The sequence below is a fragment of the Pseudomonas sp. LRP2-20 genome, from assembly GCF_024349685.1.
GTDB lineage: Bacteria > Pseudomonadota > Gammaproteobacteria > Pseudomonadales > Pseudomonadaceae > Aquipseudomonas.
On the sequence record NZ_AP025944.1, the window covers coordinates 5,412,116 to 5,437,515 of the forward strand.

Annotated in this window: 24 protein-coding genes; 13 read left to right on the forward strand and 11 right to left on the reverse strand. The window is 62.4% G+C overall.

What is annotated here, in order from left to right:
* Positions 1 to 1,317, forward strand: coding sequence for a bifunctional DedA family/phosphatase PAP2 family protein (locus OCX61_RS24295; protein WP_261941715.1), 1,317 nt, complete (start codon positions 1 to 3; stop codon positions 1,315 to 1,317).
* 156 nt (positions 1,318 to 1,473) lie between these two features.
* Here OCX61_RS24295 and OCX61_RS24300 read toward each other — a convergent pair whose 3' ends face one another.
* Genes OCX61_RS24300 through OCX61_RS24310 form a run of 3 tightly spaced genes read right to left on the reverse strand, consistent with a single transcriptional unit; the run spans position 1,474 to position 3,152 of the window.
* On the reverse strand, positions 1,474 to 2,064 hold the full coding sequence (locus tag OCX61_RS24300; RefSeq protein WP_261941716.1) for an LON peptidase substrate-binding domain-containing protein: 591 nt from the start codon (positions 2,062 to 2,064) through the stop codon (positions 1,474 to 1,476).
* Positions 2,065 to 2,073: 9 nt separating this feature from the next.
* The gene (locus OCX61_RS24305; protein WP_261941717.1) at positions 2,074 to 2,790 is read right to left on the reverse strand and encodes an LrgB family protein; all 717 of its coding nucleotides are present in this window, start codon (positions 2,788 to 2,790) and stop codon (positions 2,074 to 2,076) included.
* Positions 2,787 to 3,152 carry a CidA/LrgA family protein gene (locus OCX61_RS24310; protein WP_261941718.1) on the reverse strand — a complete coding sequence of 122 codons (366 nt, stop codon included), beginning with the start codon at positions 3,150 to 3,152 and terminating at the stop codon, positions 2,787 to 2,789. Before OCX61_RS24310 ends, OCX61_RS24305 begins: the two co-directional genes overlap by 4 nt.
* Before the next feature lie 143 nt (positions 3,153 to 3,295).
* Between OCX61_RS24310 and OCX61_RS24315 the strand changes: the two genes are divergently transcribed.
* The 3 genes from OCX61_RS24315 to OCX61_RS24325 all read left to right on the forward strand — a co-directional run bounded on the left by OCX61_RS24315 (position 3,296) and on the right by OCX61_RS24325 (position 6,334).
* Complete coding sequence (locus OCX61_RS24315) at positions 3,296 to 3,751, forward strand: MaoC family dehydratase (RefSeq protein ID WP_261941719.1); 456 nt, start codon at positions 3,296 to 3,298, stop codon at positions 3,749 to 3,751.
* A gap of 177 nt (positions 3,752 to 3,928) precedes the next feature.
* Entirely contained in the window at positions 3,929 to 5,662 is a 1,734-nt protein-coding gene (locus OCX61_RS24320; RefSeq protein WP_261941720.1) for a C13 family peptidase, read from the forward strand.
* 27 nt (positions 5,663 to 5,689) lie between these two features.
* Positions 5,690 to 6,334 carry an oxidoreductase gene (locus tag OCX61_RS24325; protein WP_261941721.1) on the forward strand — a complete coding sequence of 215 codons (645 nt, stop codon included), beginning with the start codon at positions 5,690 to 5,692 and terminating at the stop codon, positions 6,332 to 6,334.
* 3 nt (positions 6,335 to 6,337) lie between these two features.
* Here the strand turns inward: OCX61_RS24325 and OCX61_RS24330 are convergent, their stop codons facing one another.
* From OCX61_RS24330 to OCX61_RS24345, 4 genes are all read right to left on the reverse strand, one after another.
* On the reverse strand, positions 6,338 to 6,625 hold the full coding sequence (locus tag OCX61_RS24330) for a YceK/YidQ family lipoprotein (protein WP_261941722.1): 288 nt from the start codon (positions 6,623 to 6,625) through the stop codon (positions 6,338 to 6,340).
* Complete coding sequence (gene ubiX, locus OCX61_RS24335) at positions 6,622 to 7,251, reverse strand: flavin prenyltransferase UbiX (RefSeq protein ID WP_261941723.1); 630 nt, start codon at positions 7,249 to 7,251, stop codon at positions 6,622 to 6,624. Before ubiX ends, OCX61_RS24330 begins: the two co-directional genes overlap by 4 nt.
* Complete coding sequence (mpl, locus tag OCX61_RS24340) at positions 7,248 to 8,597, reverse strand: UDP-N-acetylmuramate:L-alanyl-gamma-D-glutamyl-meso-diaminopimelate ligase (RefSeq protein ID WP_261941724.1); 1,350 nt, start codon at positions 8,595 to 8,597, stop codon at positions 7,248 to 7,250. The genes ubiX and mpl overlap by 4 nt, the downstream gene beginning before the upstream one ends.
* A gap of 66 nt (positions 8,598 to 8,663) precedes the next feature.
* Positions 8,664 to 10,661 (reverse strand): sigma-54-dependent Fis family transcriptional regulator, encoded by a 1,998-nt coding sequence (locus OCX61_RS24345; protein WP_261941725.1) that lies wholly within the window; start codon positions 10,659 to 10,661, stop codon positions 8,664 to 8,666.
* A gap of 243 nt (positions 10,662 to 10,904) precedes the next feature.
* Between OCX61_RS24345 and exaC the strand changes: the two genes are divergently transcribed.
* The 9 genes from exaC (at position 10,905) to OCX61_RS24390 (ending at position 20,208) form a co-directional block, all read left to right on the forward strand.
* On the forward strand, positions 10,905 to 12,425 hold the full coding sequence (gene exaC, locus OCX61_RS24350; RefSeq protein ID WP_261941726.1) for an acetaldehyde dehydrogenase ExaC: 1,521 nt from the start codon (positions 10,905 to 10,907) through the stop codon (positions 12,423 to 12,425).
* Between the two features lie 209 nt (positions 12,426 to 12,634).
* The gene (gene eat / locus OCX61_RS24355) at positions 12,635 to 14,083 is read left to right on the forward strand and encodes an ethanolamine permease (protein ID WP_261941727.1); all 1,449 of its coding nucleotides are present in this window, start codon (positions 12,635 to 12,637) and stop codon (positions 14,081 to 14,083) included.
* 46 nt (positions 14,084 to 14,129) lie between these two features.
* Entirely contained in the window at positions 14,130 to 15,524 is a 1,395-nt protein-coding gene (locus OCX61_RS24360; protein WP_261941728.1) for an ethanolamine ammonia-lyase subunit EutB, read from the forward strand.
* A gap of 9 nt (positions 15,525 to 15,533) precedes the next feature.
* Positions 15,534 to 16,376 carry an ethanolamine ammonia-lyase subunit EutC gene (gene eutC / locus OCX61_RS24365; RefSeq protein ID WP_261941729.1) on the forward strand — a complete coding sequence of 281 codons (843 nt, stop codon included), beginning with the start codon at positions 15,534 to 15,536 and terminating at the stop codon, positions 16,374 to 16,376.
* A 109-nt stretch (positions 16,377 to 16,485) separates the two neighbouring features.
* The gene (locus OCX61_RS24370; RefSeq protein ID WP_261941730.1) at positions 16,486 to 16,944 is read left to right on the forward strand and encodes a GNAT family N-acetyltransferase; all 459 of its coding nucleotides are present in this window, start codon (positions 16,486 to 16,488) and stop codon (positions 16,942 to 16,944) included.
* 283 nt (positions 16,945 to 17,227) lie between these two features.
* On the forward strand, positions 17,228 to 17,875 hold the full coding sequence (locus OCX61_RS24375) for a DedA family protein (RefSeq protein ID WP_152956248.1): 648 nt from the start codon (positions 17,228 to 17,230) through the stop codon (positions 17,873 to 17,875).
* Positions 17,876 to 17,883: 8 nt separating this feature from the next.
* Positions 17,884 to 18,699 carry a M90 family metallopeptidase gene (locus OCX61_RS24380; RefSeq protein WP_261941731.1) on the forward strand — a complete coding sequence of 272 codons (816 nt, stop codon included), beginning with the start codon at positions 17,884 to 17,886 and terminating at the stop codon, positions 18,697 to 18,699.
* A 105-nt stretch (positions 18,700 to 18,804) separates the two neighbouring features.
* Positions 18,805 to 19,332, forward strand: coding sequence for an inorganic diphosphatase (gene ppa / locus OCX61_RS24385; protein WP_003255365.1), 528 nt, complete (start codon positions 18,805 to 18,807; stop codon positions 19,330 to 19,332).
* A gap of 177 nt (positions 19,333 to 19,509) precedes the next feature.
* On the forward strand, positions 19,510 to 20,208 hold the full coding sequence (locus tag OCX61_RS24390) for a LexA family transcriptional regulator (protein ID WP_261944361.1): 699 nt from the start codon (positions 19,510 to 19,512) through the stop codon (positions 20,206 to 20,208).
* Between the two features lie 456 nt (positions 20,209 to 20,664).
* On the opposite strand, the gene OCX61_RS24395 is transcribed toward OCX61_RS24390, so the two are convergent.
* The 4 genes from OCX61_RS24395 to OCX61_RS24410 form a co-directional block, all read right to left on the reverse strand.
* On the reverse strand, positions 20,665 to 21,654 hold the full coding sequence (locus OCX61_RS24395; RefSeq protein WP_261941732.1) for a copper resistance protein B: 990 nt from the start codon (positions 21,652 to 21,654) through the stop codon (positions 20,665 to 20,667).
* On the reverse strand, positions 21,644 to 21,937 hold the full coding sequence (locus OCX61_RS24400) for a hypothetical protein (RefSeq protein WP_261941733.1): 294 nt from the start codon (positions 21,935 to 21,937) through the stop codon (positions 21,644 to 21,646). The genes OCX61_RS24395 and OCX61_RS24400 overlap by 11 nt, the downstream gene beginning before the upstream one ends.
* A 14-nt stretch (positions 21,938 to 21,951) precedes the next feature.
* On the reverse strand, positions 21,952 to 23,721 hold the full coding sequence (locus tag OCX61_RS24405; protein ID WP_261941734.1) for a copper resistance system multicopper oxidase: 1,770 nt from the start codon (positions 23,719 to 23,721) through the stop codon (positions 21,952 to 21,954).
* Positions 23,722 to 24,176: 455 nt separating this feature from the next.
* Entirely contained in the window at positions 24,177 to 25,382 is a 1,206-nt protein-coding gene (locus OCX61_RS24410) for an RtcB family protein (RefSeq protein WP_261941735.1), read from the reverse strand.
* Positions 25,383 to 25,400 lie beyond the last annotated feature (18 nt).

Genomic DNA, 25,400 nt, shown 5'->3' on the forward strand with positions numbered 1-25,400 from the left:
ATGGGCCAATGGCTCGACAGCCTGACCGGCTGGCTCAGCGCCAACCCCCAGTGGCTTGGCGTGGCGATTTTCCTGGTGGCTTGCGTGGAATGCCTGGCCATCGCCGGCATCATCGTACCGGGCACTGTGCTGCTGTTCGCCGTTGCCGTCCTGGCAGGCAGTGGTGCGTTCAGCCTGGGGGAAACCCTGCTGCTGGGGTTCCTCGGCGGCCTGCTCGGTGACGCGCTGTCGTACACCATCGGCAAGTACTTCCACCAGAACATCCGCCGCCTGCCGCTGCTGCGCCACCACCCGGAATGGATTGGCAGCGCCGAGGCCTACTTCCAGCGCTATGGCATTGCCAGCCTGCTGGTCGGCCGTTTCATCGGCCCGCTACGGCCGATGCTGCCGATGGTCGCCGGTATGTTCGACATGCCACTGCCGCGTTTTGTCGCGGTCAGCCTGGTGGCGGGCGCGGGGTGGTCGGTCGCCTACCTGCTGCCAGGCTGGGCCACCGGAGCGGCGATGCGCCTGCCGCTGCCGGAGGGCTTCTGGCTGGATGCCGGTATCATCGCCGGCACCCTGGCGGTGCTGATCGGCCTGAGCCTGAACAGCAGCCTGCGCGATCAGCGTCATGGTACCCGCCTGATCGCAGGCCTCAGTTTCATCGCCTTGTCGGCGGTGTTTCTGGGCTGGCCTTACCTGCAGGCATTCGACCAGGGCGTGATGACGCTGGTGCAGGAGCATCGCAGCAAGGCGATCGACGGCAGCGTGGTCCTGGTGACCCGGCTGGGCGACTTCAAGACCCAGTTTTTCCTGGGCGGCCTGCTGACCGGCTTGCTGCTCCTGGCGCGACAGTGGCGGCATGCCGTGTTCGCGGGCGGCACGCTGATCGGCACGGCATTGGCCAATGGCACGCTGAAATGGCTCTTCGCCCGTGCCCGCCCAGAGGTATTGGTCGATCCGCTAACCAGCTACAGCATGCCCAGCGGGCACAGTTCGGCATCTTTTGCGTTCTTCCTGACCCTGGCGGTACTGGCGGGGCGCGGAATGCCGCCGCGCATGCGCCTGACCTGGGTGATGCTGGGCTGCATTCCGGCGCTGGCGATCGCCTTGTCGCGGGTGTATCTGGGGGCGCATTGGCCGACCGACATCATGGCCGGGGCCTTGCTGGCCTGTTGCGTGTGTGCACTTAGCCTGACGCTGGTGCAGCATCGACAGCCCCTGACTGCCATGCCGCAGCGGGTGTGGTGGCTGGTGCTGCCGGCGTGCACCGCGCTGCTGGCGTTCTTTGCCCTGCATGCGCTGCCTCACGCCCTGCTTCGTTACCAGTATTGAGGTTGCCTGTACTGGCCTCTTCGCGGCTAAAGCCGCTCCCACAGGGATCGCGCCAGATTCTAGAAATTGAGCAAGACAGTTGCCCCCACAGGAATGGCACAGACCTGTAGGAGCGGCTTTAGCCGCGAAGAGGCCGGCTCAGGCCATTGAGTTCAATCAGGCAAACAGCTCACCCTGAATCCGCTCCAGCAGCTTCTGGATCTCTTCCAGCCGCTGCGCCGGTGAGTCGAGCGCCAGCAGGTCCAGCTTGTCCTCTTCCATGAACGGCAACAGATACGCCAGCTGGTTGGCCAACGCCTGGCGCCCGTCGACACTGCGCGGCATGCCCAGCGCTTCGACCATCGGGTGCTCGCCCAGAGCAACCAACAGCGCCAGCAAATCATCATCCTGTTCGGTCAATGGGCTGTCCGGCTGTTCCGCCAGCCAATGCACCTCGCCCACCAGCAACTGGTCTTTCTGCACGTCGGTCTGGCTCAGCTCGAAGCGACGCACACCCTCCACACGAATGCCCAGCAAGCCGTTGTCCTGCTGGACGAAGTCACGGATCACCGCCTCGCAGCCGATCGAAGCCACCACCGGTGGCGCCTTGCCGACCTGCTCGCCTTCGACGATGCACACCACGCCAAAGCCGGTACCTTGCTTCATGCAGCGGCCAATCATGTCCAGGTAGCGTGCCTCGAAGATCTGCAGATCCAGCAGGCAACCGGGAAACAACACGGTATTGAGGGGAAACAGCGGTAGCGTCATCAGAACTCCTCAAGCCACCAGGCTGACCGCCAACGGCAGGAACACCGCCGTGGCCACCCCCATCAGGCTCATTGCCAGTGCGGCAAAGGCACCGCACTCGTCACTTTCCTGCAAGGCCACCGAAGTGCCCACGGCGTGTGCCGTGACCCCCAGCGACATCCCACGCGCCTCCGGGCTGTGCACACCCAACCGGGTCAGCAGTGCCGGGCCGAAGATTGCCCCGATCACACCGGTAATCAATACGAACACGGCCGCCAACGCCGCCACACCACCAATCTGCTCGGCCACCAGCATGGCGATCGGCGAGGTAACCGACTTCGGCGCCATGGTCATCAGGATCATGTGCTCGGCACCGAACCACCAGCCCAGCAGCAGGCAGCAGACCGTGGCGAACAGGCCTCCGACTACCAGCGTAGTAAATGTCGGCCAGAACAGCTGCCGGATGCGCCGCAGGTTGAGGTATAGCGGTACCGCCAGGGCTACGGTAGCGGGGCCGAGAAGGATGTTCATGATCTCGGTGCTCTTGCGGTATTCGGTGTAGCTGATGCCGCAGGTCAGCAGCACACCGATCACCAGCAGCATCGACACCAGTACCGGTTGCAGGAAGATCCAGCGAGTCTTTTCATAGGCGGCCAGCACGATCTGGTATGCGCCCAAGGTGATGCCGATGCCGAACAAGGGATGATGGATGACGGCCTCGAGCGCGCCTTGCCAGTCGAGGATCATGGCTGCTCCTCACGCTTGCCGTGCTGGCGGTTGATCAGTTTCTGCATCAGCAAACCGACGAACACCAGGGTCACCAGGCAGGAAATCAGCAAGGCACCGGCAATCGCCCAGAAGTCCGCGGCAATGTCCTTGGCGTAGACCATCACCCCCACCGCCGGCGGCACCAGCAGCAGTGGCAGGTAACGCAGCAGGCTACCGGCGGCTTCGCTCAGCGGCTTGCCGACCTCGCCACGGGCCATCAGGAAGCACAGCAGCAGCAACAGGCCGATGATCGGCCCCGGCAGAATCGGCACGCACAGGTGATTGAGCGCCGTACCCAGCAGTTGAAACAGCACCAGCCAGGTCAAACCACGCAACAGCATAAGGATCTCCTTCAGGCATGCCGGCCATTATAAGCACGCGCTGCGTATAAGCCGATATTCGCCGAAAAGCGGGCATCTTGACTGAAACGGTTCGCCGTGCTGATCTTGCACTCTCGTACCAAATGACAACCTGGAGAGTCGCGATGCCCTATGTACCGGTAAACGAGCTTACGCAGTACGTTGGAAAGGAGCTGGGACGTTCCGACTGGCTGAAGATCGACCAGCAGCGCATCAACCTGTTCGCCGAAGCCACCGGCGATTTCCAGTTCATCCATGTCGACCCGGAAAAGGCGGCGAAAACCCCGTTCGGCACCACCATCGCCCACGGTTTCCTGACCTTGTCGCTGATTCCCAAGCTGATGGAAGACATACTGGTAATGCCCGAAGGGCTGAAGATGGTGGTCAACTACGGGCTCGACAGCGTGCGATTCATTCAGCCGGTGAAGGTCGACAGCAAGGTGCGCTTGAAGGTGGACCTGGGCGAAGTGATCGAGAAGAAGCCAGGTCAGTGGCTGCTCAAAGCCACCGTTACCCTGGAGATCGAAGGAGAAGAGAAGCCAGCCTATATCGCCGAACCGCTTTCGCTCTGCTTCGTCTGACCTGGCCTCTTCGCGGGCAAGCCCGCTCCCACAGTCACTACAAGGCTCGAGCCTTTTACAGTACCTGTGGGAGCGGGCTTGCCCGCGAAGAATCCAACACCGATTTCGATTGGATCACAGATACCTGCGCCCCCCATTCTGCGGCATACTCGGCAGACCTTTTGCCCGGATTCCGCCATGCGTCCACTGTTCCCCCTCGCACTGATCCTGATGCTCGCTGCCTGTGGCGATGGTGAGTCGTTGTCACCACCCGATGCACGCCTGCCCGATGGTGGTCGCTACCGGGGCCAGGTAGTCGATGGCCTGCTGCAGGGCGAGGGACGTATCGATTACCCCAACGGCAGCTGGTACGCCGGCAACTTCAAGGACGGCCAGTGGCATGGCCTGGGTGAGTGGCACGGCAGCAATGGCGAGGTCTACCGCGGCCAGTTCGACAAGGGGCTGTTCCACGGCCTGGGCGACCTGACCACCCCAGGCAGCCACTATGCCGGCACATTCAGCCACGGCCGGCGTGACGGCGAAGGCAGCCTCAAACAGGCCGACCAGACCTACCGCGGCCAGTTCAAGGACGACCAGTACGAAGGCGCGGGCGAACTCGAACTGGCCGATGGCAGCCGCTACCAAGGCTTGTTCGCCAAGGGCAAGCCCAATGGTGCTGGCGTGCGCAGCGATGCCAGCGGCAACCAGTTCAGCGGCCGCTTCGTCGATGGCCAGCTGCAAGGCAGCGGCACCTACGACAGCGTCGATGGCGAGCAATACATCGGTGAATTCAAGGACAACCGCCTGGAGGGCCGCGGCCGCTACGAAAACGCCGACGGCGACGTCTGGATCGGCGACTTCAAGGACGGCTCGCTGATCGGCGAAGGCGAACTGCTCGGCAGCGACGGCAGCCACTACAAAGGCACCTTCCTGGACTGGCGCCTGTCTGGCCAGGGCAGCCTGCAACTGCCCGATGGCAGCCAATACGTAGGGGGCTTCGACAACGATGCCTACCAGGGCCACGGCAAGCTGACCCTGGCCAGCGGCCAGGTCGAGAGCGGCTTCTGGGTCAACGGCGTACGCGTACGTGACCAGAAAGGCAAGCTGCTGCCCGACCCGCTGGACCTGGCCCTGCTCAACCAGGGCCGCCTGCTCGACGAAGCCCTGGCCCGAGTACCGCGCTCGGCGCCACCTATCCAGCTGTACAGCCTGGTCCTGGCCGGCGATGGCCAGCAAAGCGTGTTCCTGCGCGAAGCCGACTATGTCAGCAACATGCTCAAGGTGCGCTTCGGCGCCCGCGGGCAAGTCACCCTGGTCAACCACCGTGACCAGATGACCACCCGCCCCATGGCCACCCGCGAGAACCTCACCCGCGCCGCTCGCACCCTGGCCGAACGCAGCGGCCCGGAGGACCTGATCTTCATCTACCTGACCAGCCACGGCAGCCAGGACCACCAATTGGTGCTCGACCAGCCCCGCCTGCAACTGGCCGACCTGTCCGCCGACGAACTGGCCAGCGCCCTGGCCCCACTCAAGGACCGCGACAAGATCATTGTCATCTCCGCCTGCTATTCAGGTGGCTACATCGCCCCGCTCAAGGACGATCGCACGGTGATCATGACCGCAGCACGTGCCGACCGGGTATCGTTCGGTTGCTCGGAAGAAGCCGACTTCACCTATTTCGGCGATGCCTTGTTCGCTGAAGCCCTGAACCAGACGGACGACCTGAAACAAGCGTTTGAACTGGCACGTAGCAGTGTTGCCGAAAGAGAACGAAGGGAAGGTTTCGAGGCCTCCGAACCACAAATCTGGGCGCCGCCCGCAGTACTGGCACACTGGCAGCAACTGCGTAAGCACCAGGCCGAAGAAGCCTTGCGTAATGCCGCAGAGGCCAAGGCGGAGGAACAGGCAAAAACGCCTGCCAGCCGCTAAGCTTGTGTGTAACAAGGGAGAGACATCATGTATTTGACGCCTCAGCATGTCCTGCTTGCCGGAGCCACCGGACTGACCGGTGAGCATCTGCTCGACCGCCTGCTCAACGAACCCACCATCAGTCGTGTGCTGGCACCGACTCGCCGGCCGCTGGCCGGGCACCCTCATCTGGAAAACCCGGTGGGCGACCCGGCGGTGTTTCTCCCGCAACTCGCGGGTCGCGTCGATATCGCCTATTGCTGCCTGGGCACCACCCTCAAGCAGGCGGGCTCGGAGCAAGCGTTTCGTGCCGTCGACCTGGACATGGTCGTAGCCTTCAGCAAGCGCGCACGGGAAATGGGGGCGCGGCATCTGCTGGTGGTCAGCGCCATGGGTGCCGATCCCAAGTCAGCGATTCTGTACAACCGGGTCAAGGGCGAGATGGAACAAGCGCTGAAGGCTCAGGACTGGCCACAACTGACCATCGCGCGGCCGTCGCTGCTGCTCGGTGAACGGGTCCAACCACGGCTGGGTGAGAAGCTGGCATCGCCATTTGCGAAGTTGATGCCCGGTAAATACCGGGCGATCGAGGTCTGCACCCTGGCGCGGGCGCTGTGGCGCCTGGCACTGGAAGAACAGGACGGAATCCGGATTGTCGAGTCCGACGAGTTACGCAAACTGGGCAAGAATTAACCCCTACAGGCCGCCCGTAGCCTGAAAACCTATGCCTGCCGCCGTCAGCAATGACAGCGGCAGGAACAACGTATCCAGCAGCATGCTGCCCGGCAGGTCCAGGTGTGGGTACGCCGGCGCCTCAGCCCCGAAGCGATCCTTGGGGCAGCACCCGCCATTGATCACATACATGTCCAGCCGGGTCCCGGCATACACCACCGGCGCCCCTGGCTTGTTGGCATCCAGCGTGCGCACCGTGGCGCAGCCGCCGAGCAGGCTTGCAGCCAGCAACCCAGCCAGGAACCGCTTCAATCATCAGCCCCGAAATGGTGTTCGCCCCAGCGCGGCAGCATGTCCTGCGGAATGTTCAGCAGGTTGAGTATGCGCGCGACGACGAAGTCGATCAGGTCATCGATAGTCTGCGGCTGGTGATAGAACCCCGGCGCCGCTGGCAGGATCACCGCGCCCATCTGCGACAACTTGAGCATGTTCTCCAGGTGGATGGTCGAGAATGGCGCCTCGCGCGGCACCAGGATCAGCTGCCGACGCTCCTTGAGGGTGACGTCGGCGGCACGCTCGATCAGGTTGTTGCAGGCACCGGTGGCGATCGCCGACAAGGTACCGGTAGAACACGGCACCACCACCATCGCCGCTGGCGCACCGGAACCCGAAGCCACCGGCGACATCCAGTCTTCCTTGCCGTATACGCGGATCTGCCCATCGGCAGCACCGGTATATTCGGTGAGAAACGCCTGCATGGCCTGCGGCTTGGCCGGCAGGAGCACATCGGTTTCGGTAGCCATCACCAGTTGCGCAGCCTTGGAGATAAGGAAATGCACCTCACGGTCTTCGCGCACCAGGCAATCGAGCAGGCGCAAGCCATACTGCGCCCCGGAGGCGCCGGTCATGGCCAGGGTGATACGCTCCGGCCCGCTCACTTCAAGGCCTCGGCCAGCTTGCCGTGGAGGCCGCCGAAGCCGCCGTTGCTCATGATCACCACATGGGTACCTGGGCGCGCCTGGCCTTTGACCCGCTCGATGATTGCGTCGAGGCTGTCAGCGACCACGCTGGCCACCTTGCACTGCGCCGCCGTGGCAGCCAGGTCCCAACCCAGGTTGGCGGGCGCGTACCAGATCACCTGATCGGCGTCGTTGACGCTTTCCGGCAAGCCGTCACGGTGGGCGCCGAGCTTCATGGAGTTGGAGCGTGGCTCGATGATGGCGATGACCGGTGCTTCGCCAACACGCTTGCGCAGGCCGTCGAGGGTGGTGGCGATGGCGGTCGGGTGGTGGGCGAAATCGTCGTAGATGGTCACGCCCTGAACCTCAGCGACCTTCTCCATGCGCCGCTTGACGCTCTTGAACGCGCTCAGGCCTTCGATGCCCATGGCCGGCACCACGCCCACATGGCGGGCAGCGGCCAGTGTGGCGAGGGCGTTGGCGACGTTGTGCTGGCCGGTCAGGGCCCAGTCCACCACACCCTGCGCTTCACCCTCGAACAGCACTTCGAAACGCGAGCCGTCGGCGCTTAGCAGGCGCGCCTGCCACTGGCCACCTTCGCCAGTGGTCTGCACCGGGGTCCAGCAGCCCATGCCGATCACGCGTTCCAGCGCCTGCTCGGTGGTCGGGTGAATGACCAGGCCTTCGCTCGGAATGGTCCGAACCAGATGGTGGAACTGCCGCTCGATGGATGCCAGATCAGGGAAGATATCCGCGTGATCGAACTCGAGGTTGTTGAGGATCGCCGTGCGTGGGTGGTAATGGACGAATTTCGAACGCTTGTCGAAGAAGGCGCTGTCGTATTCGTCGGCTTCGACCACGAAGAACGGCGTGCCGCCCAGGCGCGCCGATACCGAGAAATTCTGCGGCACGCCGCCGATCAGGAAACCGGGGCTCATGCCGGCGTGCTCAAGCACCCAGGCGAGCATGCTGCTGGTGGTGGTCTTGCCGTGGGTACCCGCGACTGCCAGCACCCAACGACCCTGCAGCACATGGTCGGCAAGCCACTGCGGGCCCGACACATAAGGCAGGCCCTTGTTCAGCACATACTCCACCGCCGGGTTGCCCCGCGACATGGCGTTGCCGATGACCACCAGATCCGGCGCTGGGTCCAGCTGAGCCGGGTCGTAGCCTTGGGTCAGCTCGATGCCCTGGGCTTCGAGCTGGGTGCTCATGGGCGGATAGACGTTGGCGTCGGAACCGGTGACGCGGTGGCCGAGCTCTTTGGCCAGCACGGCCAGAGAACCCATGAAAGTGCCGCAAATACCGAGAATATGAATATGCATGGTCGACCTCGCAAAACTTCGAGGCAGGGTAGCCCAGGGCGCAGGAAATCGCACCCGGTGTTTTGCTCAGACGCCCCTGGCGATGCCGTGTTTGCGCAGTTTTCGATACAAGGTATTGCGGCTTATGCCCAGGTGCTCGGCGACCCGGGTCAAGTGCCAGTGTTTTGCCTCCAGAACGTCCATCAGCGCCTGGCGCTCTGCGCCCGGCAATACATCGACTCCCACCAAGGCTTCAGGCCCAGCACTGGGCCTGTGGGAGCGGGCTTGCCCGCGAATAGGCCCGACCTGGCAATGCAAGGCACGGGCGTTGCCCTCATTGGCGGGCAAGCCCGCCCCCACAGAGGTCGCGTGAGTCCTGACAATGGTGGGAAGGTCCGGGAACCGGACAAGGGAGCCCTCGCACAAGGCGACCAGCGTTCGCAGCACATTGCGCATCTGCCGCACGTTCCCCGGCCAGGCAAAGTCCAGCAGCGCCTGGCGCGCCTCGGGTGCCAATTGCACATGCTGCCCCTGCGCCTCCTGACGCAACAGAAATTCCAGCAAGGCGTCCTTGTCCGTGCGCTCACGCACGGCCGGCAGCGCCACCTCCAGGCCATTGAGCCGATAGTACAAGTCTTCGCGGAAACTGCCCTGCTCGACCCGTTCCAGCAAATCCCGGTGGGTGGCACTGACAATACGCACATCCACCGCCTGCGGCTCACCGCCAATCGGCACCACCTGGCGCTCTTCCAGCACCCTCAGAAGGCGGGTCTGCAAAGCCAGCGGCATGTCACCGATTTCGTCCAGCAGCAAGGTACCGCCATCGGCCTGCAGCAGCTTGCCGCGCATGCCTTCCTTGCGCGCCCCGGTGAAGCTGCCACCGCGATAGCCGAACAGCTCGCTCTCGATCAGGCTCTCGGGGATCGACGCACAGTTCACCGCCACGAATGGCTTGCCACGGCGCTGACTGGCCTGGTGCACGGCCAGGGCGAAGGCCTCTTTACCGCAACCGGTCTCGCCGCGCAGCAGCAGCGGCACATCGCGTTCGAACACGCGCACGGCACGCTGGAAATCCTGCTGCAAGGCCGGGTCCAGCAAGCAGATGCCCGGCTGCGCTACGGGGGTGCCCTGGGGCAGGCTGGCCGGCACCGTCCATTGCGGCGCCCTCGCCTGCCCGCGCAGGCTGGCAAATACCTGGCGACCATCGCGGGTGTGCAACGGCCAGACCGTACTGCCGCTTGGCGTGGCACGGCTGAACAGTTCGTCATGGCTGCAGGCGAAGAACATCTCCAGCGGCTTGCCCAGTACACCGCCGCGAATGGTGCTCAACAGGTTCAGGGCACTCTGGTTGGCAGCGCAGATGCGGCCATCGCCATCGAACGCCAGCAACCCTTCGCTGAACTGGCCGACCGACTCGGCTTGCACATGGAAGCGCAGCAACCATTGCTGCTCGAAATGACGCAGGAAATAACAGCTCTCGATCATCTTTGCCGAGAGGTTGACCAAGGCCATGGTGTGGAACTGGCTCTGGCGCGACACGTCCGGCCGCGCCGAGGACACATCGAGCACCGCCAGCAGCTCGCCGTGCGGGTCGAACACCGGGCTCGCCGAGCAGGTCAGCCCGGTATGGCGGCCACGAAAATGCTCATCCTGGTGAATGGTCAGGGCCTGGCGCTCGACCAGGCAGGTACCGATGCCATTGGTGCCTTCGCGGGCTTCGCTCCAGTCCGCCCCCAACCATAGCCCGGCACGCTCAAAACTACGCCGCTCGCTGGGCGCGGTGACACAGTTGAGGATCACGCCGCGGGCGTCGGTGAGCAGCACCGCATGGCCAGCGCCGGACAGCTGCTGGTGCAGGCTGTTCATCTCGTGGTCGGCGATCTTCAGCACCTGGCGCAGGCGCTCGCGGCTCTCCAGCAGGCGCCCGTGCTCGAGCACCACCGGTGCCTCGATCACTGACGGGTCGAGGTGGTAGTCGTCCAGGCAGCGCAGCCAGGAACGGGCAATGGAAAGGTCGCTGCCAGCTTCGCCACGGGCAACGGTATGCACTTGCTGGGCATGGCGGCTGAATGCGTTGCTCTGCATTTGTTGTTGTTCTCCGCAGATAGAGATTTCAGCCAGCATCCTCTGCGGCGACCGCCCGGTCAAGCACGTACCGCAAACGGCACAAAGTGTCACCCAGGCCGTGCCAGCACTGGCACACAAACGCAGCGAAAGGGCCATCCGCGTGACCCAAGTCATTGATTTGGCTAGGGCCCGCCACGCTGGCCCAACCTTTGCTCTACGCTTTTCAACTCCCTAACAAACACAATAGCCAGGAGACACACCATGCGTTACGCACATCCCGGTACCGAGGGCTCCAAGGTTTCCTTCAAGAGCCGCTACGGCAACTACATCGGTGGTGAGTTCGTAGCTCCGGTCAAAGGGCAATATTTCGAAAACACCTCCCCGGTGAACGGCAAGCTGATTGCCGAATTCCCCCGTTCCACTGCCGAAGACATCGATAAAGCCCTGGATGCCGCCCATGCCGCCGCTGACGCCTGGGGCCGCACCTCGGTACAGGACCGCTCCAACGTCCTGCTGAAGATCGCCGACCGTATCGAACAGAACCTGGAAATCCTGGCCATCACCGAAACCTGGGACAACGGCAAGCCGGTCCGCGAAACCCTCAACGCCGACATCCCGCTGGCCGTCGACCACTTCCGCTACTTCGCCGGCTGCATCCGCGCCCAGGAAGGCGGCGCCGCCGAAATCAACGAAAACACCGTGGCCTACCACATCCACGAACCGCTGGGCGTGGTCGGGCAGATCATCCCGTGGAACTTCCCGATCCTGATGGCCGCCTGGAAGCTCGCGCCAGCCCTGGCCGCCGGCAACTGCGTGGTGCTCAAGCCGGCCGAGCAGACCCCGCTGGGCATCACCGTGCTGGTCGAGCTGATTGGCGACCTGCTGCCCAAAGGCGTGCTCAACGTCGTCCAGGGTTATGGCCGCGAGGCCGGTGAAGCCCTGGCCACCAGCAAGCGCATCGCCAAGATCGCCTTCACCGGCTCTACCCCGGTTGGCTCGCACATCATGAAATGCGCTGCCGAGAACATCATTCCGTCCACCGTCGAGCTGGGTGGCAAGTCGCCGAACGTGTACTTCGAAGACATCATGGAGGCCGAGCCAAGCTTCATCGACAAGGCCGCCGAAGGCATGGTGCTGGCGTTCTTCAACCAGGGCGAGGTGTGCACCTGCCCATCGCGTGCCCTGGTGCAGGAGTCGATCTACCCGCAGTTCATGGAAGTGGTGATGAAGAAGGTCCTGCAGATCAAGCGCGGCGACCCACTCGACACCGACACCATGGTCGGCGCCCAGGCCTCGCAGCAGCAGTTCGAGAAGATCCTCTCGTACCTGCAGATTGCCCAGGAAGAAGGCGCCGAGTTGCTGACCGGCGGCAAGGTGGAAAAACTCGAAGGCGCGCTGGCCACCGGTTACTACATCCAGCCGACCCTGCTCAAGGGCAACAACCGCATGCGCGTGTTCCAGGAAGAAATCTTCGGCCCGGTGGTCAGCGTCACCACCTTCAAGGACGAAGCCGAAGCCCTGGCGATTGCCAACGACACCGAGTTCGGCCTCGGTGCCGGCGTGTGGACCCGCGACATCAACCGCGCCTACCGCATGGGCCGCGGCATCAAAGCTGGCCGCGTGTGGACCAACTGCTATCACCTGTACCCGGCACATGCCGCGTTCGGTGGCTACAAGAAGTCTGGCGTGGGTCGTGAAACCCACAAGATGATGCTCGACCACTACCAGCAGACCAAGAACCTGCTGGTGAGCTACGACATCAACCCGCTGGGCTTCTTCTAAACCGCGTCGCCTGCTTCGCGGGTGAACCCGCTCCCACAGGGAATCGCAACACTCCTGTGGGAGCGGGTTCACCCGCGAAGAGGCCTGGCCTGCAAACACAAAATCCAGAGCGGCAACCGTGTACCAACCGCTCTGGCTCGCTTCCTGCAGTACCCATCACCATCGGCCCGGACGCCTTCCGGCCACCAAGAAAAAAAACAGGTGAAACTATGCCAAGCGATCATTCCGCCGGTGTGCCGGCAGGGTCTTCCGTCGACTTCGAAAAAGTCGGATCGGACTATTTCCAGCAACGTGAACTGAAAAAAGGCGCCGCCGGCTGGGTACTGCTGGTCGGCCTGGGTGTTGCCTATGTGATTTCCGGCGACTATGCCGGCTGGAACTTCGGCCTGGCCCAGGGTGGCTGGGGCGGCATGTTCCTCGCCACCCTGCTGATGGCCACCATGTACCTGTGCATGTGCTTCTCGCTGGCCGAACTTTCCTCGATGATCCCTACCGCTGGCGGCGGCTACGGCTTTGCCCGCAGCGCCTTCGGCCCGTGGGGCGGCTTCCTCACCGGCACGGCGATCCTCATCGAATACGCCATCGCCCCCGCCGCCATCGCCACGTTCATCGGCGCCTACTGCCAGTCACTGTTCGGCATCGGCGGCTGGATGATCTACCTGGCGTTCTATGTGGTCTTCATCGGCATTCACATCTTCGGCGTGGGTGAAGCGCTGAAGCTGATGTTCATCATCACCGCCATCGCCGCCATCGCCCTGGCGGTGTTCCTGGTGGCCATGGTGCCCCATTTTGATGCAGCCAACCTGTTCGACATCGCCAAAACGGACGCCGTGGGGGCCAGCAGCTTCCTGCCGTTCGGCTATGTCGGTGTGTGGGCGGCGATCCCCTATGCCATCTGGTTCTTCCTCGCCGTGGAAGGCGTGCCACTGGCCGCCGAAGAAACCAAGAACCCCAAGCGTGACCTGCCACGCGGCCTGATCGGCGCAATGCTGGTGTTGCTGGCCTTCGCCCTGCTGATCCTGGTGGTCGGCCCTGGCGGTGCAGGCTCCGAAGCGCTGAAGGCCTCCGGCAACCCGCTGGTCGAAGCGCTGGCCAAGGCCTACGGCGGCGCCACCTGGATGGGCAGCTTCGTCAACCTGGTGGGCCTGGCCGGCCTGATCGCCAGCTTTTTCTCGATCATCTACGCCTATTCGCGGCAGATTTTTGCCCTTTCCCGCGCCGGCTACCTGCCGCGCAAATTGTCGGAAACCAACAAGAGCAAGGCCCCGGTGATGGCGCTGGTGATCCCCGGGATCATCGGTTTCGCCCTGTCGCTGACCGGCCAGGGCGACCTGCTGATCCTGGTGGCGGTATTCGGTGCCACACTGTCGTATGTGCTGATGATGGCCGCGCACATCACCCTGCGCATCCGCCGGCCGAAAATGGAACGCCCTTACCGCACCCCGGGCGGCATCTTCACTTCGGGCCTGGCTCTGGTGCTGGCCTGTATCGCCGTGGTCGCGGGCTTCCTGGTCGACCCACGGGTGGTGATTGGCGCTGCGGTGATCTATGCGGTATTGATCGCCTACTTTGCGTTCTACAGCCGCCACCACCTGGTCGCGGGCACACCGGAAGAGGAATTCGCCGCGATCCAGAAGGCCGAAGAGGCCCTGCACTGATCGCCGCCACCTGCCGCGGGCCAGCCCGCGGCCCTGGAGATTCTGTATGGCAAGTTTCGTACACACGGTAGGCCACCTGGTCTACCGCTTCGACAGCCTCAAGGACGTGATGGCCAAGGCCAGCCCGGCCCGTTCCGGGGACTTTCTGGCCGGCGTCGCCGCCGCCAACGACGGCGAGCGGGTGGCCGCGCAGATGGCCCTGGCCAACATCCCGCTGACGCATTTTCTGAATGAAGCCCTGATCCCCTACGAACAGGATGAAATCACCCGGCTGATCGTCGACAGCCACGACGCCCAGGCCTTTGCCCCGGTCAGCCACCTGACCGTTGGCGGCCTGCGCGACTGGCTGCTCAGCGAAGAGGCCAACGAACACAGCCTGCGCGCGCTCGCCCCGGGGCTGACCCCGGAAATGGCGGCAGCAGTGTCGAAGATCATGCGCGTGCAAGACCTGGTGCTGGTGGCGCAGAAGATCCGCGTGGTCACCCAGTTCCGTGGCACCATGGGCCTGCGCGGGCGCCTGTCGACCCGCCTGCAGCCCAACCACCCGACCGACGAACCGGCCGGCATCGCCGCCAGCATCCTCGACGGCCTGCTCTACGGCAACGGTGACGCCATGATCGGCATCAACCCGGCCACCGACAGCATCGCCTCGATCTGCACCCTGCTGGAAATGCTCGACGCCATCATCCAGCGCTACGACATCCCCACCCAGGCCTGCGTGCTGACCCACGTCACCACCTCGATCGAAGCGATCAACCGCGGCGTGCCGCTGGACCTGGTGTTCCAGTCGATTGCCGGCACCGAGGCGGCCAACGCCGGCTTCGGCATCAACCTCAACGTGCTGCAGGAAGGTTACGAGGCCGGCCTGTCGCTCAAGCGCGGCACTCTCGGGCAGAACCTGATGTACTTCGAAACCGGCCAGGGCAGCGCGCTGTCGGCCAACGCCCACCACGGTGTCGACCAGCAGACCTGCGAGACCCGCGCCTACGCCGTGGCCCGCCACTTCAAGCCGTTCCTGGTCAACACCGTGGTCGGTTTCATCGGCCCCGAGTACCTGTACAACGGCAAGCAGATCATCCGCGCCGGCCTCGAAGACCACTTCTGCGGCAAGCTGCTCGGCGTGCCGATGGGTTGCGACATCTGCTACACCAACCACGCCGAAGCCGACCAGGACGACATGGACACCCTGCTGACCCTGCTGGGCGTGGCCGGGATCAACTTCATCATGGGCATCCCCGGCTCCGACGACATCATGCTCAACTACCAGACCACGTCGTTCCACGACGCGCTGTATGCGCGCCAGACCCTCGGCTTGAAGCCCGGGCCGGAATTCGAAGCCTGGCTGCAACGCACCGGCATCTTCACCCAGGCCGATGGCCGCGTACGCTTCGGCGACAACCTGCCGCCGGCATTCCGCCAGGCCTTGGCGCAGCTGGCATAAGAGGTGACCATGGCAGACCGTACCCCACCCCAGCCTTCTACCCCGCTCTCTAGCCAGGAAAGCCCCTGGCTGGCCCTGCGCAACCTCACCCCGGCGCGTATCGCCCTGGGCCGTTGCGGCACCAGCCTGCCTACCAGCGCACAACTGGACTTCCAGTTCGCCCACGCCCAGGCCCGCGACGCCGTGCATTTGGCCTTCGACCACGCGGCCCTTAGCGAACAGCTCAAGGACAGAGGCCGCGACAGCCTGGTGCTGCACAGCGCTGCCAGCGACCGCCACCAATACCTGCAACGCCCGGATCTCGGCCGGCGGCTGAACGAGGACTCGGCCGAACGCTTGCGCCAGCATGCCCAGGCCAACCCCGACGGCGTCGACCTGGCCATCGTGGTCGCCGACGGCCTCTCGGCCCTGGCCGTGCACCGCCATACCTTGCCGTTCCTGGCCCGCTTCGAGGAGCAGGCCGCCGCCGATGGCTGGACCAGCGCCCCGGTGGTGCTGGTGGAACAAGGCCGGGTGGCAGTGGCGGACGAAGTCGGCCAGTTGCTCGGTGCACGCATGACCGTGATGCTGATCGGTGAACGTCCGGGGCTGAGCTCGCCGGACAGCCTCGGCCTGTATTTCACCTACGCGCCCAAGGTCGGCCTGACCGATGCCTATCGCAACTGCATCTCCAACATCCGCCTGGAAGGCCTGAGCTACGGCATGGCGGCCCATCGCCTGCTATACCTGATGCGCGAAGCCTGCCGGCGGCAGCTTTCCGGTGTGAACCTGAAGGATGAAGCCGAGGTCCCTGGTATCGACAGCGAAAATGCCCCCACCCAGCGAGGCAACTTCCTGCTCGGCGAACGTTAAAAAACATGTAACGGAAGGCGGATTGCGCTGATGGCCAGCATTGGGGCAGCATGCCCAGGAAAGCCGCAGGCATTCCGCTGTTTCCCCTAATGGACTCTGAGGGCCGCACATGCGCATCATCAAGGCAACCCTGGAACACCTCGACCTGCTCACTCCAATGTTCGTCAGATACCGCGAGTTCTATGGGCAGCTCCCTTATCCGGACAGCTCTCGTGCCTTTCTGGAGAAACGCCTGAAGTACAAGGAGTCGGTGATCTACCTGGCCCTGCCGGATGAGGATGAAGACAAGCTCCTGGGGTTCTGCCAGCTGTATCCGAGCTTTTCGTCGCTATCGCTGAAACGCGTGTGGATCCTCAACGATATCTTCGTCGCCGAAGACTCGCGGCGCATGCTGGTGGCCGACCACCTGATGCGCGAGGCCAAGAAAATGGCCAAGGAAAGCCAGGCAGTGCGCATGCGGGTATCGACCAGCGCCAACAACGAGGTGGCGCGCAAGACCTATGAATCGATCGGCTTTCGCAAGGACACCGAGTTCGAGAGCTACATATTACCGATCCATCAGGACTGACCGCTCCGGCCCTTTCGCGGGTAAACCCGCTCCCACAGGCACTACGCAAAGCTCAAAAGCGGTGCAATACCTGTGGGAGCGGGTTTACCCGCGAAAAGGCCAGTACATGTTCAAGTCGTAACCCCCCGCTACAAACTCGCCGGGCAGGTTTCCTACTTCGCCGTATAATGCATCGACCTGCCATGTGTGAAATTTTACCCATCCACAGGTCATCATGCCGACACCCAGGGCATTGTCCGTCATCGCGTGCCCGTAAAACGGGTCTAGAACACAGGTGCTGTACATGGAATTCAACCCGCTGGACTTAATCCTGCATCTCGACACCTACCTCGATCTGCTGGTTACCAACTACGGTCCCTGGATCTACGCGATCCTGTTCGCTGTCATCTTCTGCGAAACCGGCCTGGTGGTGATGCCGTTCCTGCCGGGCGATTCGCTGCTGTTCATCGCCGGCGCCGTGGCCGCCGGTGGCGGCATGGACCCGGTCCTGCTGGCGGGCCTGCTGATGGCGGCGGCCATCCTGGGCGACAGTACCAACTACATCATCGGCCGCACCACCGGCGAAAAACTGTTCAGCAACCCCAACTCGAAAATTTTCCGCCGCGACTACCTGCAACGCACCCACGAATTCTATGAACGCCATGGTGGCAAGACCGTGACCATGGCGCGCTTCCTGCCGATCCTGCGCACCTTCGCGCCGTTCGTGGCCGGTATCGCGCACATGCACTACCCGCGCTTCCTTGGCTTCAGCGTGGCCGGTTCGTTGCTGTGGGTCGGCGGCCTGGTGACCCTGGGCTACTTCTTCGGCAACGTGCCGTTCATCAAGCAGCACCTGTCGTTGATGGTGGTCGGCATCATCGTGCTCTCGCTGGTTCCGATGATCCTCGGCCTGCTGCGTAGCCGCCTGGGTCGCACCGCCAAGGCCCACTGACAGCAGACATGTGGTCCTACAGCGCCTGGCGGCGCAAGCGCACCCTCGCGCGCTACCCGATCGATGCACGGCAATGGCAGGTGATCCGCGATCGCCTGCCGATGCTCGACGGCATCAGCGCCGATGAAGACCGATGGCTGCGCGAAGCGTGCATCCTGTTCCTGCTCGACAAGCACCTGACCACCCTCCCCGGGGTCGAACTGGACGACGAGCAGCGCCTGTTTCTCGCCGCCCAGGCGCAGCTGCCGCTGCTGCACCTGGGCGAGTTGAACTGGTACCAGGGCTTCCACGAGATCATCCTCTACCCCGACGACTTCAAGAGCCCGCAGCGCCACCGCGATGCCAGCGGGGTTGAGCACGTGTGGGATGCCGAGCACAGCGGCGAAGCCTGGCAGCAGGGGCCGATCATCCTGGCCTGGGCCGGCGTGCTGGCCAGTGGCGGCTGGGAAGCCTACAACCTGGTGATCCACGAACTGGCGCACAAGCTCGACATGCTCAATGGCGATGCCAACGGCCTGCCGCCGCTGCACCCGGGCATGCGCGTGGAAGACTGGGCCGCCGCCATGCAGCAGGCCTATGACGACCTCAATCACCAGCTCGACGCTGACCCCGACGCAGAAACCGCCATCGACCCCTACGCTGCGGAAAACCCGGCGGAATTCTTCGCCGTCACCAGCGAATACTTCTTCAGCGCACCCGACCTGCTACAGCAGGCTTATCCACAGGTGTACCAGCAGCTGTCGCTGTTCTACCGCCAGGATCCGCTGGCGCGCCTCATGCGGCTGCAAGCCGAGCACCCGGAGTACCGGCAAAGCCACGCCTGATGCGGCCGCACATCTGCCCGCACATCAGGCCAGGCGTGGCATGGCCTGGCGGAATGTGCCTATAATCGCCGCCACTTTTTTGATCAAACACGGGGGCACTGCCCAATGAGCTACAGCAAGATCCCGGCTGGCAAAGACCTGCCGAACGACATCTACGTCGCTATCGAGATCCCGGCCAACCACGCGCCGATCAAATACGAAATCGACAAGGACAGCGACACCCTGTTCGTTGACCGTTTCATGGCCACCCCGATGTTCTACCCGGCCAACTACGGTTTCATCCCGAACACCCTGGCGGACGACGGTGATCCCCTGGACGTGCTGGTCGTGACCCCGTACCCGGTAGCCCCAGGCTCGGTCATCCGTGCCCGTCCGGTCGGCGTGCTGAACATGACCGACGACGGCGGCGGCGACGCCAAGGTCATCGCCGTTCCTCACGACAAGCTGAGCCAGCTGTATGTCGACGTGAAGGAATACACCGACCTGCCAGCCCTGCTGATCCAGCAGATCGAGCACTTCTTCGCGAACTACAAGGATCTCGAGAAGGGCAAGTGGGTCAAGATCGAAGGCTGGGAAGGCGCCGACGCCGCCCGCGCTGCGATCACCAAATCGGTTGCTGCCTACAAGGGCTGATACCGCTTTGCAGAAAAAGCCCCGCCTCGGCGGGGCTTTTTTATGGGTCATACTTAAGACAGGTAAAAAGTCCTACGTAGTCCTACACCTTCGCCCTACATGAAGGCATTTTTCACGCCGTTCATGTCAACATCCCGTTCATTTCGTTACTGGCAACCGGCCGCTACACTCGGTCTCATGAACAGATCCGGTGAACGCCTCAAGGCACTCCTTCGGGAATGTGGCCTGACTCCCTCAGACTTCGCTGCCCAGCGCCGCGTTACGTCGCAGCACATCAACAACTGGTTCACTCGCGGCATCCCCATTGCCCGCCTCGACGAAATGGCCGAGTTGTTCTGTGTGCAGCGCCGCTGGCTGCAAACTGGCGAAGGCCCCAAACACCCGCATTCGTTTCTACGCATGTACGCGCCCCAGTCAACGCCTGTAGAAACACCCGGTTTACCTTCGATATCGCATCCTCCCCTGGTGCAAGTGCCCTTCAACGAACTGCGCAATGGCCAACTCGTGGCGATCGACCATCACTGCCTGGCAATGCCGGCATCTGCGCTGGAGGCATTGGCCGTGCCTGAGGACAAAGCCATCTGCATGACCATGCCTGCCGCCAACATGGCGCCGTGGATCCCGCGCGATGCCATCTTGGCGATCGACCTCAGCTTCACCCGCGTGGTTGATGGCGAGATCTATGCCCTGCTGCACAACGGCAGGCTCAGGGTGAACAGCCTGAGCCTCGGTCACCGGGGCACCCTGTGCCTGCACAGCCATAACCTGCGCGAGATCGTGGAGCGCTACACACCCTTACAGTGCGATGCGCAGAAGCTGGAGATACTCGGCTGGGTGTTCCATTGGTCGCATTACCGCCAGAGACGCCCCGACTGACACACTCTGTGCCATTTTTTGCTGGGCATACCGCGCCAGCCCTTGTATGCTACGCTGCACATTCAGCCCCGGCCGGCGCAAGCCGCGTTCCAGAGGGCTCGGCGACGCTCCACACGACCGTCTGCCATCTCTTTCAGGCCCTTGATGGCCACACAGTTAAGGCGGCTGCGACTTACCATAAATTAGTCGGAACCGTCCCCGAGAAGCCGGCCACAAGCCGGCTTTTTAATGCCCCACTGAAAATAATCCTCATCTCTTGAAGCCACCTGAAGCTTTGCCATATCAGCCTCGAACCGCCGCGAAGGCGGCCGACCTGAGAAAGCGGCTGCTAGCCTTCATGGGTGTGTACCTTTCCCCGGTGCTGATGATCCTCACTTCCCGGCCGTGCATGCTTTCCTCGCCATGGCGAGGGATCGCTGCTAACAGCGTTGTAATTGTTCTCTTCATGTCGAGCTCTCAAAACCACAGCCGAATGCCGGCTACGAAACGCGCCTCATCGACATCCCCGCCCTCATCACGAATCAGGTCTGCCGTTTTGCCGTAGGAGCGGTTCCAGGTTACGCCGATGTAGGGCGCGAACTGGCGCACGATCTCATACCGTAAGCGCAGACCGACTTCGGTGTTTGCCAGGCCAGAACCCACTCCGCGCTCGGGATCGTTCTTGCCATAGAAATTAGCTTCAGCGGTTGGCTGCAAGATCAGGCGATTGGTTAGAAGAATGTCGTATTCGCCCTCCAGCCGAGCAGCTGCCTGGCCATTCTCACCGATGAACGCTGTGGCTTCGGCTTCGAAGTCATAGAGCGCCATGCCCTGGATACCAAAAGCGCCCCATGTCTGTGGTGATCCTGGTTGGAAATCCTGGCGCACCCCAGCGACCACATCCCACCATGGGCTAACGGAGCGCCCATACAGAAGCTGCAACTCAGCGTCCTCGGTGACGCCATTGGTCCGCTCACCTTCGGAGCGGATCCACAGCCGGTTGATATCGCCGCCAACCCATCCAGAGGCTTCCCAAGCCAGCGCGCTGCCTTCGTCTGCATCCTGGTACTCAAGCTTGTCTAGCAAGAAGAAGCTGTTGATCGCGCTGTCATGCATCTGATGCCCGCCCAACGGAGGAAAGGCAGCTTGGCGATCAGCATCCGTCAGCACAGGTATCGGAGTACGGCTAGTCGTCGTTGGGGCATCAGAGCCATGGTTCATCATCGAGTGATCCATGGCACCATGGTCCATCCCCTGCATGCTGCCATGGTCCATCTTGCTGTGGTCCATGTGCGCGTGGTCCATACCTGGCATCGGGTCCGCCGACGGAGCGGAATCCATTTCCATGGACCCATGCCCCATTGCCGAATGGTCCATCTCCTCAGCAGCAAAGCTGGGCGCAGCACCCAGCATGCTGAATGAAACGGTCAATGCCAACAGCGATGGTCGTGCCAGGCTATTGGTCATCTTTCCCTGCCTTAGCTTTATCGCTGCCATGCGATTCCATCATTTTGCTGTGATCCATACCTTCCATCGAGCCATGGTCCATACCTTTCATGGTGTCGTGGCCCATACCCTTCATGGAGCCATGATCCATGCCCTGAGAACCCTTCGATTTCGCGGCATCGGCAGACTGCTGACTGTGCTGTTCATGGTTGTCGCCGGACCACGACGAAGGAGCGTAAACAGCAAACAGACCAGCCATCGCGGCAGAGAGGAAAAAGGCGTTTCGCTTCATTGGTTTGTTCATTTTGGATCTCCAGTTCATTCGTCCACGCGAACTTCTCGGAACATGCCCATTTCCATATGGAACAGTAGGTGGCAGTGGTAGGCCCATCGGCCCAAAGCATCCGCAGTTACTCGGTAGCTTCGTTTTGAGCCTGGTGGCATATCGATGGTGTGTTTTCGAACCATGAAGTTACCGTCCTCATCTTCCAGATCGCTCCACATTCCGTGGAGGTGGATGGGGTGAGTCATCATGGTGTCGTTGACCAAAGTGATACGCAGACGCTCGCCATATTTGAGGCGTAGGGGTTCAGCATCGGAGAATTTCACGCCGTCGAAGGACCAGGCGAACTTTTCCATATGGCCTGTGAGATGCAGCTCGATGGTGCGCCCTGGTTCACGTCCATCCGGATCAATGAACGTGCTTCGCAGATCCGCATAGGTCAGGACATGCCTTCCATTGTTGCGCAGGCCAATTCCTGGATCGTCCAACTTAGGCGTTGGACTCATAGTCTGCATGTCGACCAAGGGGTTGTTTGTTTCTGAGGCTGGGTGAGACTGCATGGCGCCGCCCATGCCTCCCATGCTGCCATGGTCCATCCCAGCCATCTTGCTGTGGTCCATGCCGGCCATGCTGCCATGGTCCATCCCCGCCATCTTGCCGTGGTCCATGCCAGCCATGCTGCCGTGATCCATACCCATATCGCTCATTGAAATGAGAGGGCGAGGATCAACTGCCGGAACTGCAGCTTGCATACCTTCGCGAACGGCTAAGGTGCCTCTGGAGTAGCCTGTGCGATCCATGGATTGAGCAAAAATGGTGTAAGCCTGCTCGTCCTCCGGTTCAACAATGACATCGAACGTTTCAGCCACTGCGATACGGAATTCATCAACCGTGACCGGTTTGACGTGCTGCCCATCAGCAGCCACGACCGTCATTTTCAAGCCAGGGATACGCAAATCAAAGTACGTCATGGCCGAAGCGTTGATGAAACGCAGCCGGATTCTCTCACCAGGCTTGAAGAGGCCCGTCCAGTTCGTATCGGGGGCCTGCCCGTTCATGAGGTAGGTGTAGGTGTAGCCACTTACGTCAGCGAGGTCGGTAGGGCTCATTTTCATTTCAGCCCACATTTTTCGATCCGCCACCGCAGCCGACCATCCCATCTCGCCTACGTCGTTGACGAAGTCGCCCACGGTGCGTTTGTGGTAGTTGTAATAGTCCGACTGCTTCTTGAGCTTGGACAGGACCCTGGCAGGATCCTCGTCAGTCCAATCGCTAAGCATGACCACATAATCGCGATCATAGGTGAATGGCTCTGGCTCCTTGGCATCAATGACCAGGGCGCCGTAGACCCCGACCTGCTCCTGGAACCCAGAGTGGCTGTGGTACCAGTAGGTCCCATTTTGATGGACCTTGAACTTGTACTCATACATGCCATCGGGTGCGATGCCATGAAAGCTCAGACCAGGCACACCGTCCATGTTCGCCGGTAGGATGATGCCGTGCCAATGGATAGAAGTGTCCTGTTTCAAGCGGTTACGTACCCGCAGCGTGACAGTGTCTCCCTCCCGCCAACGAAGGATCGGCCCCGGAAGCGAACCATTGATTGCCATGGCTGTGCGAGTTGCTCCGGTGATGTTGACCGGCAACTCACCGATGTAGAGATCAAAATCGGTGCCTGTCAGAACATTCGGCTGGCCCGGACTGGTAACAGCCCAGACCGGCGCGCGCCACATGCCCAGTCCACCCAGTAATCCAGTAGCGGCCAGGCCTTTGACGAAAGATCGTCTCGTGGTTTTGCTTTGCATGCCGTAGTGTCCAGTCAGTCAGATAATTCGCTGATATCCGGGCCGCTCGATCACAGCCCCGGCTTTCTTCGGGATCCCACAAGTCTTTGCTAGAAAACGCAGGCCGTAGTGGCCTGGGCTACGGATGACACGCCTTGTCCGCCATCATCGACTTGTGTTCACGAACCCATCAGGGGATTTGAAACCATTGCTACCGATAACGGCAGGCGTGACAGCAATACCCGTCTTCAATGACCGTAGATGGCAGGCCCTGACAGCTGGCTGATACCAACATTACATTTGCGTCAGCTTCCGGTTAGCTCACTTTTTTGCTGCACGCTGGGTGTGAGGGGATGCGGGATTCGATGCGAAACGTCGGGCCCTTTCGCGGGCAAGTCTGCTCCCACGGGTCCTGCAGCCACTTCCAAACAGATGCGATCCCTGTGGGAGCGGGCCAGCGAAGAGGCCAGTACAAGTCACCCTTTTACGCAAACCACCTGCCGCAGGGTGTGCACCACCTCCACCAACTCGCTCTGCGCCCGCATCACCGCATCGATGTCCTTGTACGCCATCGGAATCTCGTCGATCACGTCCTTGTCCTTGCGGCACTCGACATGCGCCGTGGCCCGCCGCTGGTCGTCCACGGTGAAGCGGCTCTTGGCCTTGGTCCGGCTCATCACCCTGCCCGCACCATGGCTGCAGGAGCAGAATGACTCCTCGTTACCCAACCCCCGCACGATGAAGCTCCGGGCGCCCATGGAGCCGGGGATAATCCCCAGTTGCCCTTTCTGCGCCGACACCGCGCCCTTGCGCGTCACCAGTACCTCGCGCCCGAAATGCTGCTCGCGCTGCACATAGTTGTGGTGACAGTTGACCGCCTCCAGGCTTGCCTCGAAGGGTTTGCCCAGTGCCTTGCGGGTGGCTGCGACCACCGCCTGCATCATCAGCTCGCGGTTGCGCCGGGCAAATTCCTGCGCCCACTCCACCGCCTCGACATAGTCGGCAAAATGGCGGCTGCCCTCCTCGAAGTAGGCCAGGTCCTTGTCCGGCAGGTTGGCCAGGTGCTGGCGCATGTCGGCCTGGGCCAGTTCGATGAACAGGTTGCCAATGGCATTGCCCACGCCGCGCGAGCCGCTGTGCAGCATGAACCAGACCCGGTCAGCCTCGTCCAGGCACACCTCGATGAAATGGTTGCCACCGCCCAGGGTGCCAAGGTGGTGCCGGTTGTTGGTCTTTTCCAGGCGCGGGTACTTGTCGGTAATGGCCTTGAAGCGCCCGGCGAGCTGGCCCCAGGCCTTGTCCGCCGAACCCGGCACCTTGTCCCAGGCACCCTGGTCGCGTTTGCCAAAGGTCTTGCCATGGGGCACCGCCTGTTCGATGGCGCTACGCAGCCCATGCAGGTTGTCTGGCAGGTCGCGCGCCTGCAGCGAGGTACGCGCGGCGATCATGCCGCAGCCAATGTCCACCCCCACCGCGGCGGGGATGATCGCACCGAGCGTGGGAATCACGCTGCCAATGGTCGAGCCCTTGCCCAGGTGCACATCCGGCATCACCGCCAGGTGCTTGAAGATGAACGGCATCTTCGCCGTATTGAGCAGTTGCCGGCGAGCGTCGTCTTCGACCGGCACGCCGTCGGTCCACAGTTTGACCGGCTTGCCGCCGGCGACCTGGAGAATGTCCATGGAGCTGTTCCTGTTGAG

Excerpts from the sequence above, each read along its gene's own strand:
- OCX61_RS24360 (WP_261941728.1), top strand. The coding sequence starts at position 14,130 with ATGGCAAGTTTCGTACACACGGTAGGCCACCTGGTCTACCGCTTCGAC.
- OCX61_RS24345 (WP_261941725.1), bottom strand. The coding sequence starts at position 10,661 with ATGCAGAGCAACGCATTCAGCCGCCATGCCCAGCAAGTGCATACCGTT.
- ppa (WP_003255365.1), top strand. The coding sequence starts at position 18,805 with ATGAGCTACAGCAAGATCCCGGCTGGCAAAGACCTGCCGAACGACATC.
- OCX61_RS24405 (WP_261941734.1), bottom strand. The coding sequence starts at position 23,721 with ATGCAAAGCAAAACCACGAGACGATCTTTCGTCAAAGGCCTGGCCGCT.
- OCX61_RS24325 (WP_261941721.1), top strand. The coding sequence starts at position 5,690 with ATGTATTTGACGCCTCAGCATGTCCTGCTTGCCGGAGCCACCGGACTG.
- OCX61_RS24395 (WP_261941732.1), bottom strand. The coding sequence starts at position 21,654 with ATGACCAATAGCCTGGCACGACCATCGCTGTTGGCATTGACCGTTTCA.
- OCX61_RS24370 (WP_261941730.1), top strand. The coding sequence starts at position 16,486 with ATGCGCATCATCAAGGCAACCCTGGAACACCTCGACCTGCTCACTCCA.
- OCX61_RS24315 (WP_261941719.1), top strand. The coding sequence starts at position 3,296 with ATGCCCTATGTACCGGTAAACGAGCTTACGCAGTACGTTGGAAAGGAG.
- OCX61_RS24380 (WP_261941731.1), top strand. The coding sequence starts at position 17,884 with ATGTGGTCCTACAGCGCCTGGCGGCGCAAGCGCACCCTCGCGCGCTAC.
- OCX61_RS24320 (WP_261941720.1), top strand. The coding sequence starts at position 3,929 with ATGCGTCCACTGTTCCCCCTCGCACTGATCCTGATGCTCGCTGCCTGT.
- eutC (WP_261941729.1), top strand. The coding sequence starts at position 15,534 with ATGGCAGACCGTACCCCACCCCAGCCTTCTACCCCGCTCTCTAGCCAG.
- OCX61_RS24410 (WP_261941735.1), bottom strand. The coding sequence starts at position 25,382 with ATGGACATTCTCCAGGTCGCCGGCGGCAAGCCGGTCAAACTGTGGACC.
- eat (WP_261941727.1), top strand. The coding sequence starts at position 12,635 with ATGCCAAGCGATCATTCCGCCGGTGTGCCGGCAGGGTCTTCCGTCGAC.
- OCX61_RS24295 (WP_261941715.1), top strand. The coding sequence starts at position 1 with ATGGGCCAATGGCTCGACAGCCTGACCGGCTGGCTCAGCGCCAACCCC.
- OCX61_RS24310 (WP_261941718.1), bottom strand. The coding sequence starts at position 3,152 with ATGCTGTTGCGTGGTTTGACCTGGCTGGTGCTGTTTCAACTGCTGGGT.
- exaC (WP_261941726.1), top strand. The coding sequence starts at position 10,905 with ATGCGTTACGCACATCCCGGTACCGAGGGCTCCAAGGTTTCCTTCAAG.
- OCX61_RS24375 (WP_152956248.1), top strand. The coding sequence starts at position 17,228 with ATGGAATTCAACCCGCTGGACTTAATCCTGCATCTCGACACCTACCTC.
- OCX61_RS24400 (WP_261941733.1), bottom strand. The coding sequence starts at position 21,937 with ATGAACAAACCAATGAAGCGAAACGCCTTTTTCCTCTCTGCCGCGATG.
- OCX61_RS24305 (WP_261941717.1), bottom strand. The coding sequence starts at position 2,790 with ATGATCCTCGACTGGCAAGGCGCGCTCGAGGCCGTCATCCATCATCCC.
- OCX61_RS24300 (WP_261941716.1), bottom strand. The coding sequence starts at position 2,064 with ATGACGCTACCGCTGTTTCCCCTCAATACCGTGTTGTTTCCCGGTTGC.
- OCX61_RS24390 (WP_261944361.1), top strand. The coding sequence starts at position 19,510 with ATGAACAGATCCGGTGAACGCCTCAAGGCACTCCTTCGGGAATGTGGC.
- mpl (WP_261941724.1), bottom strand. The coding sequence starts at position 8,597 with ATGCATATTCATATTCTCGGTATTTGCGGCACTTTCATGGGTTCTCTG.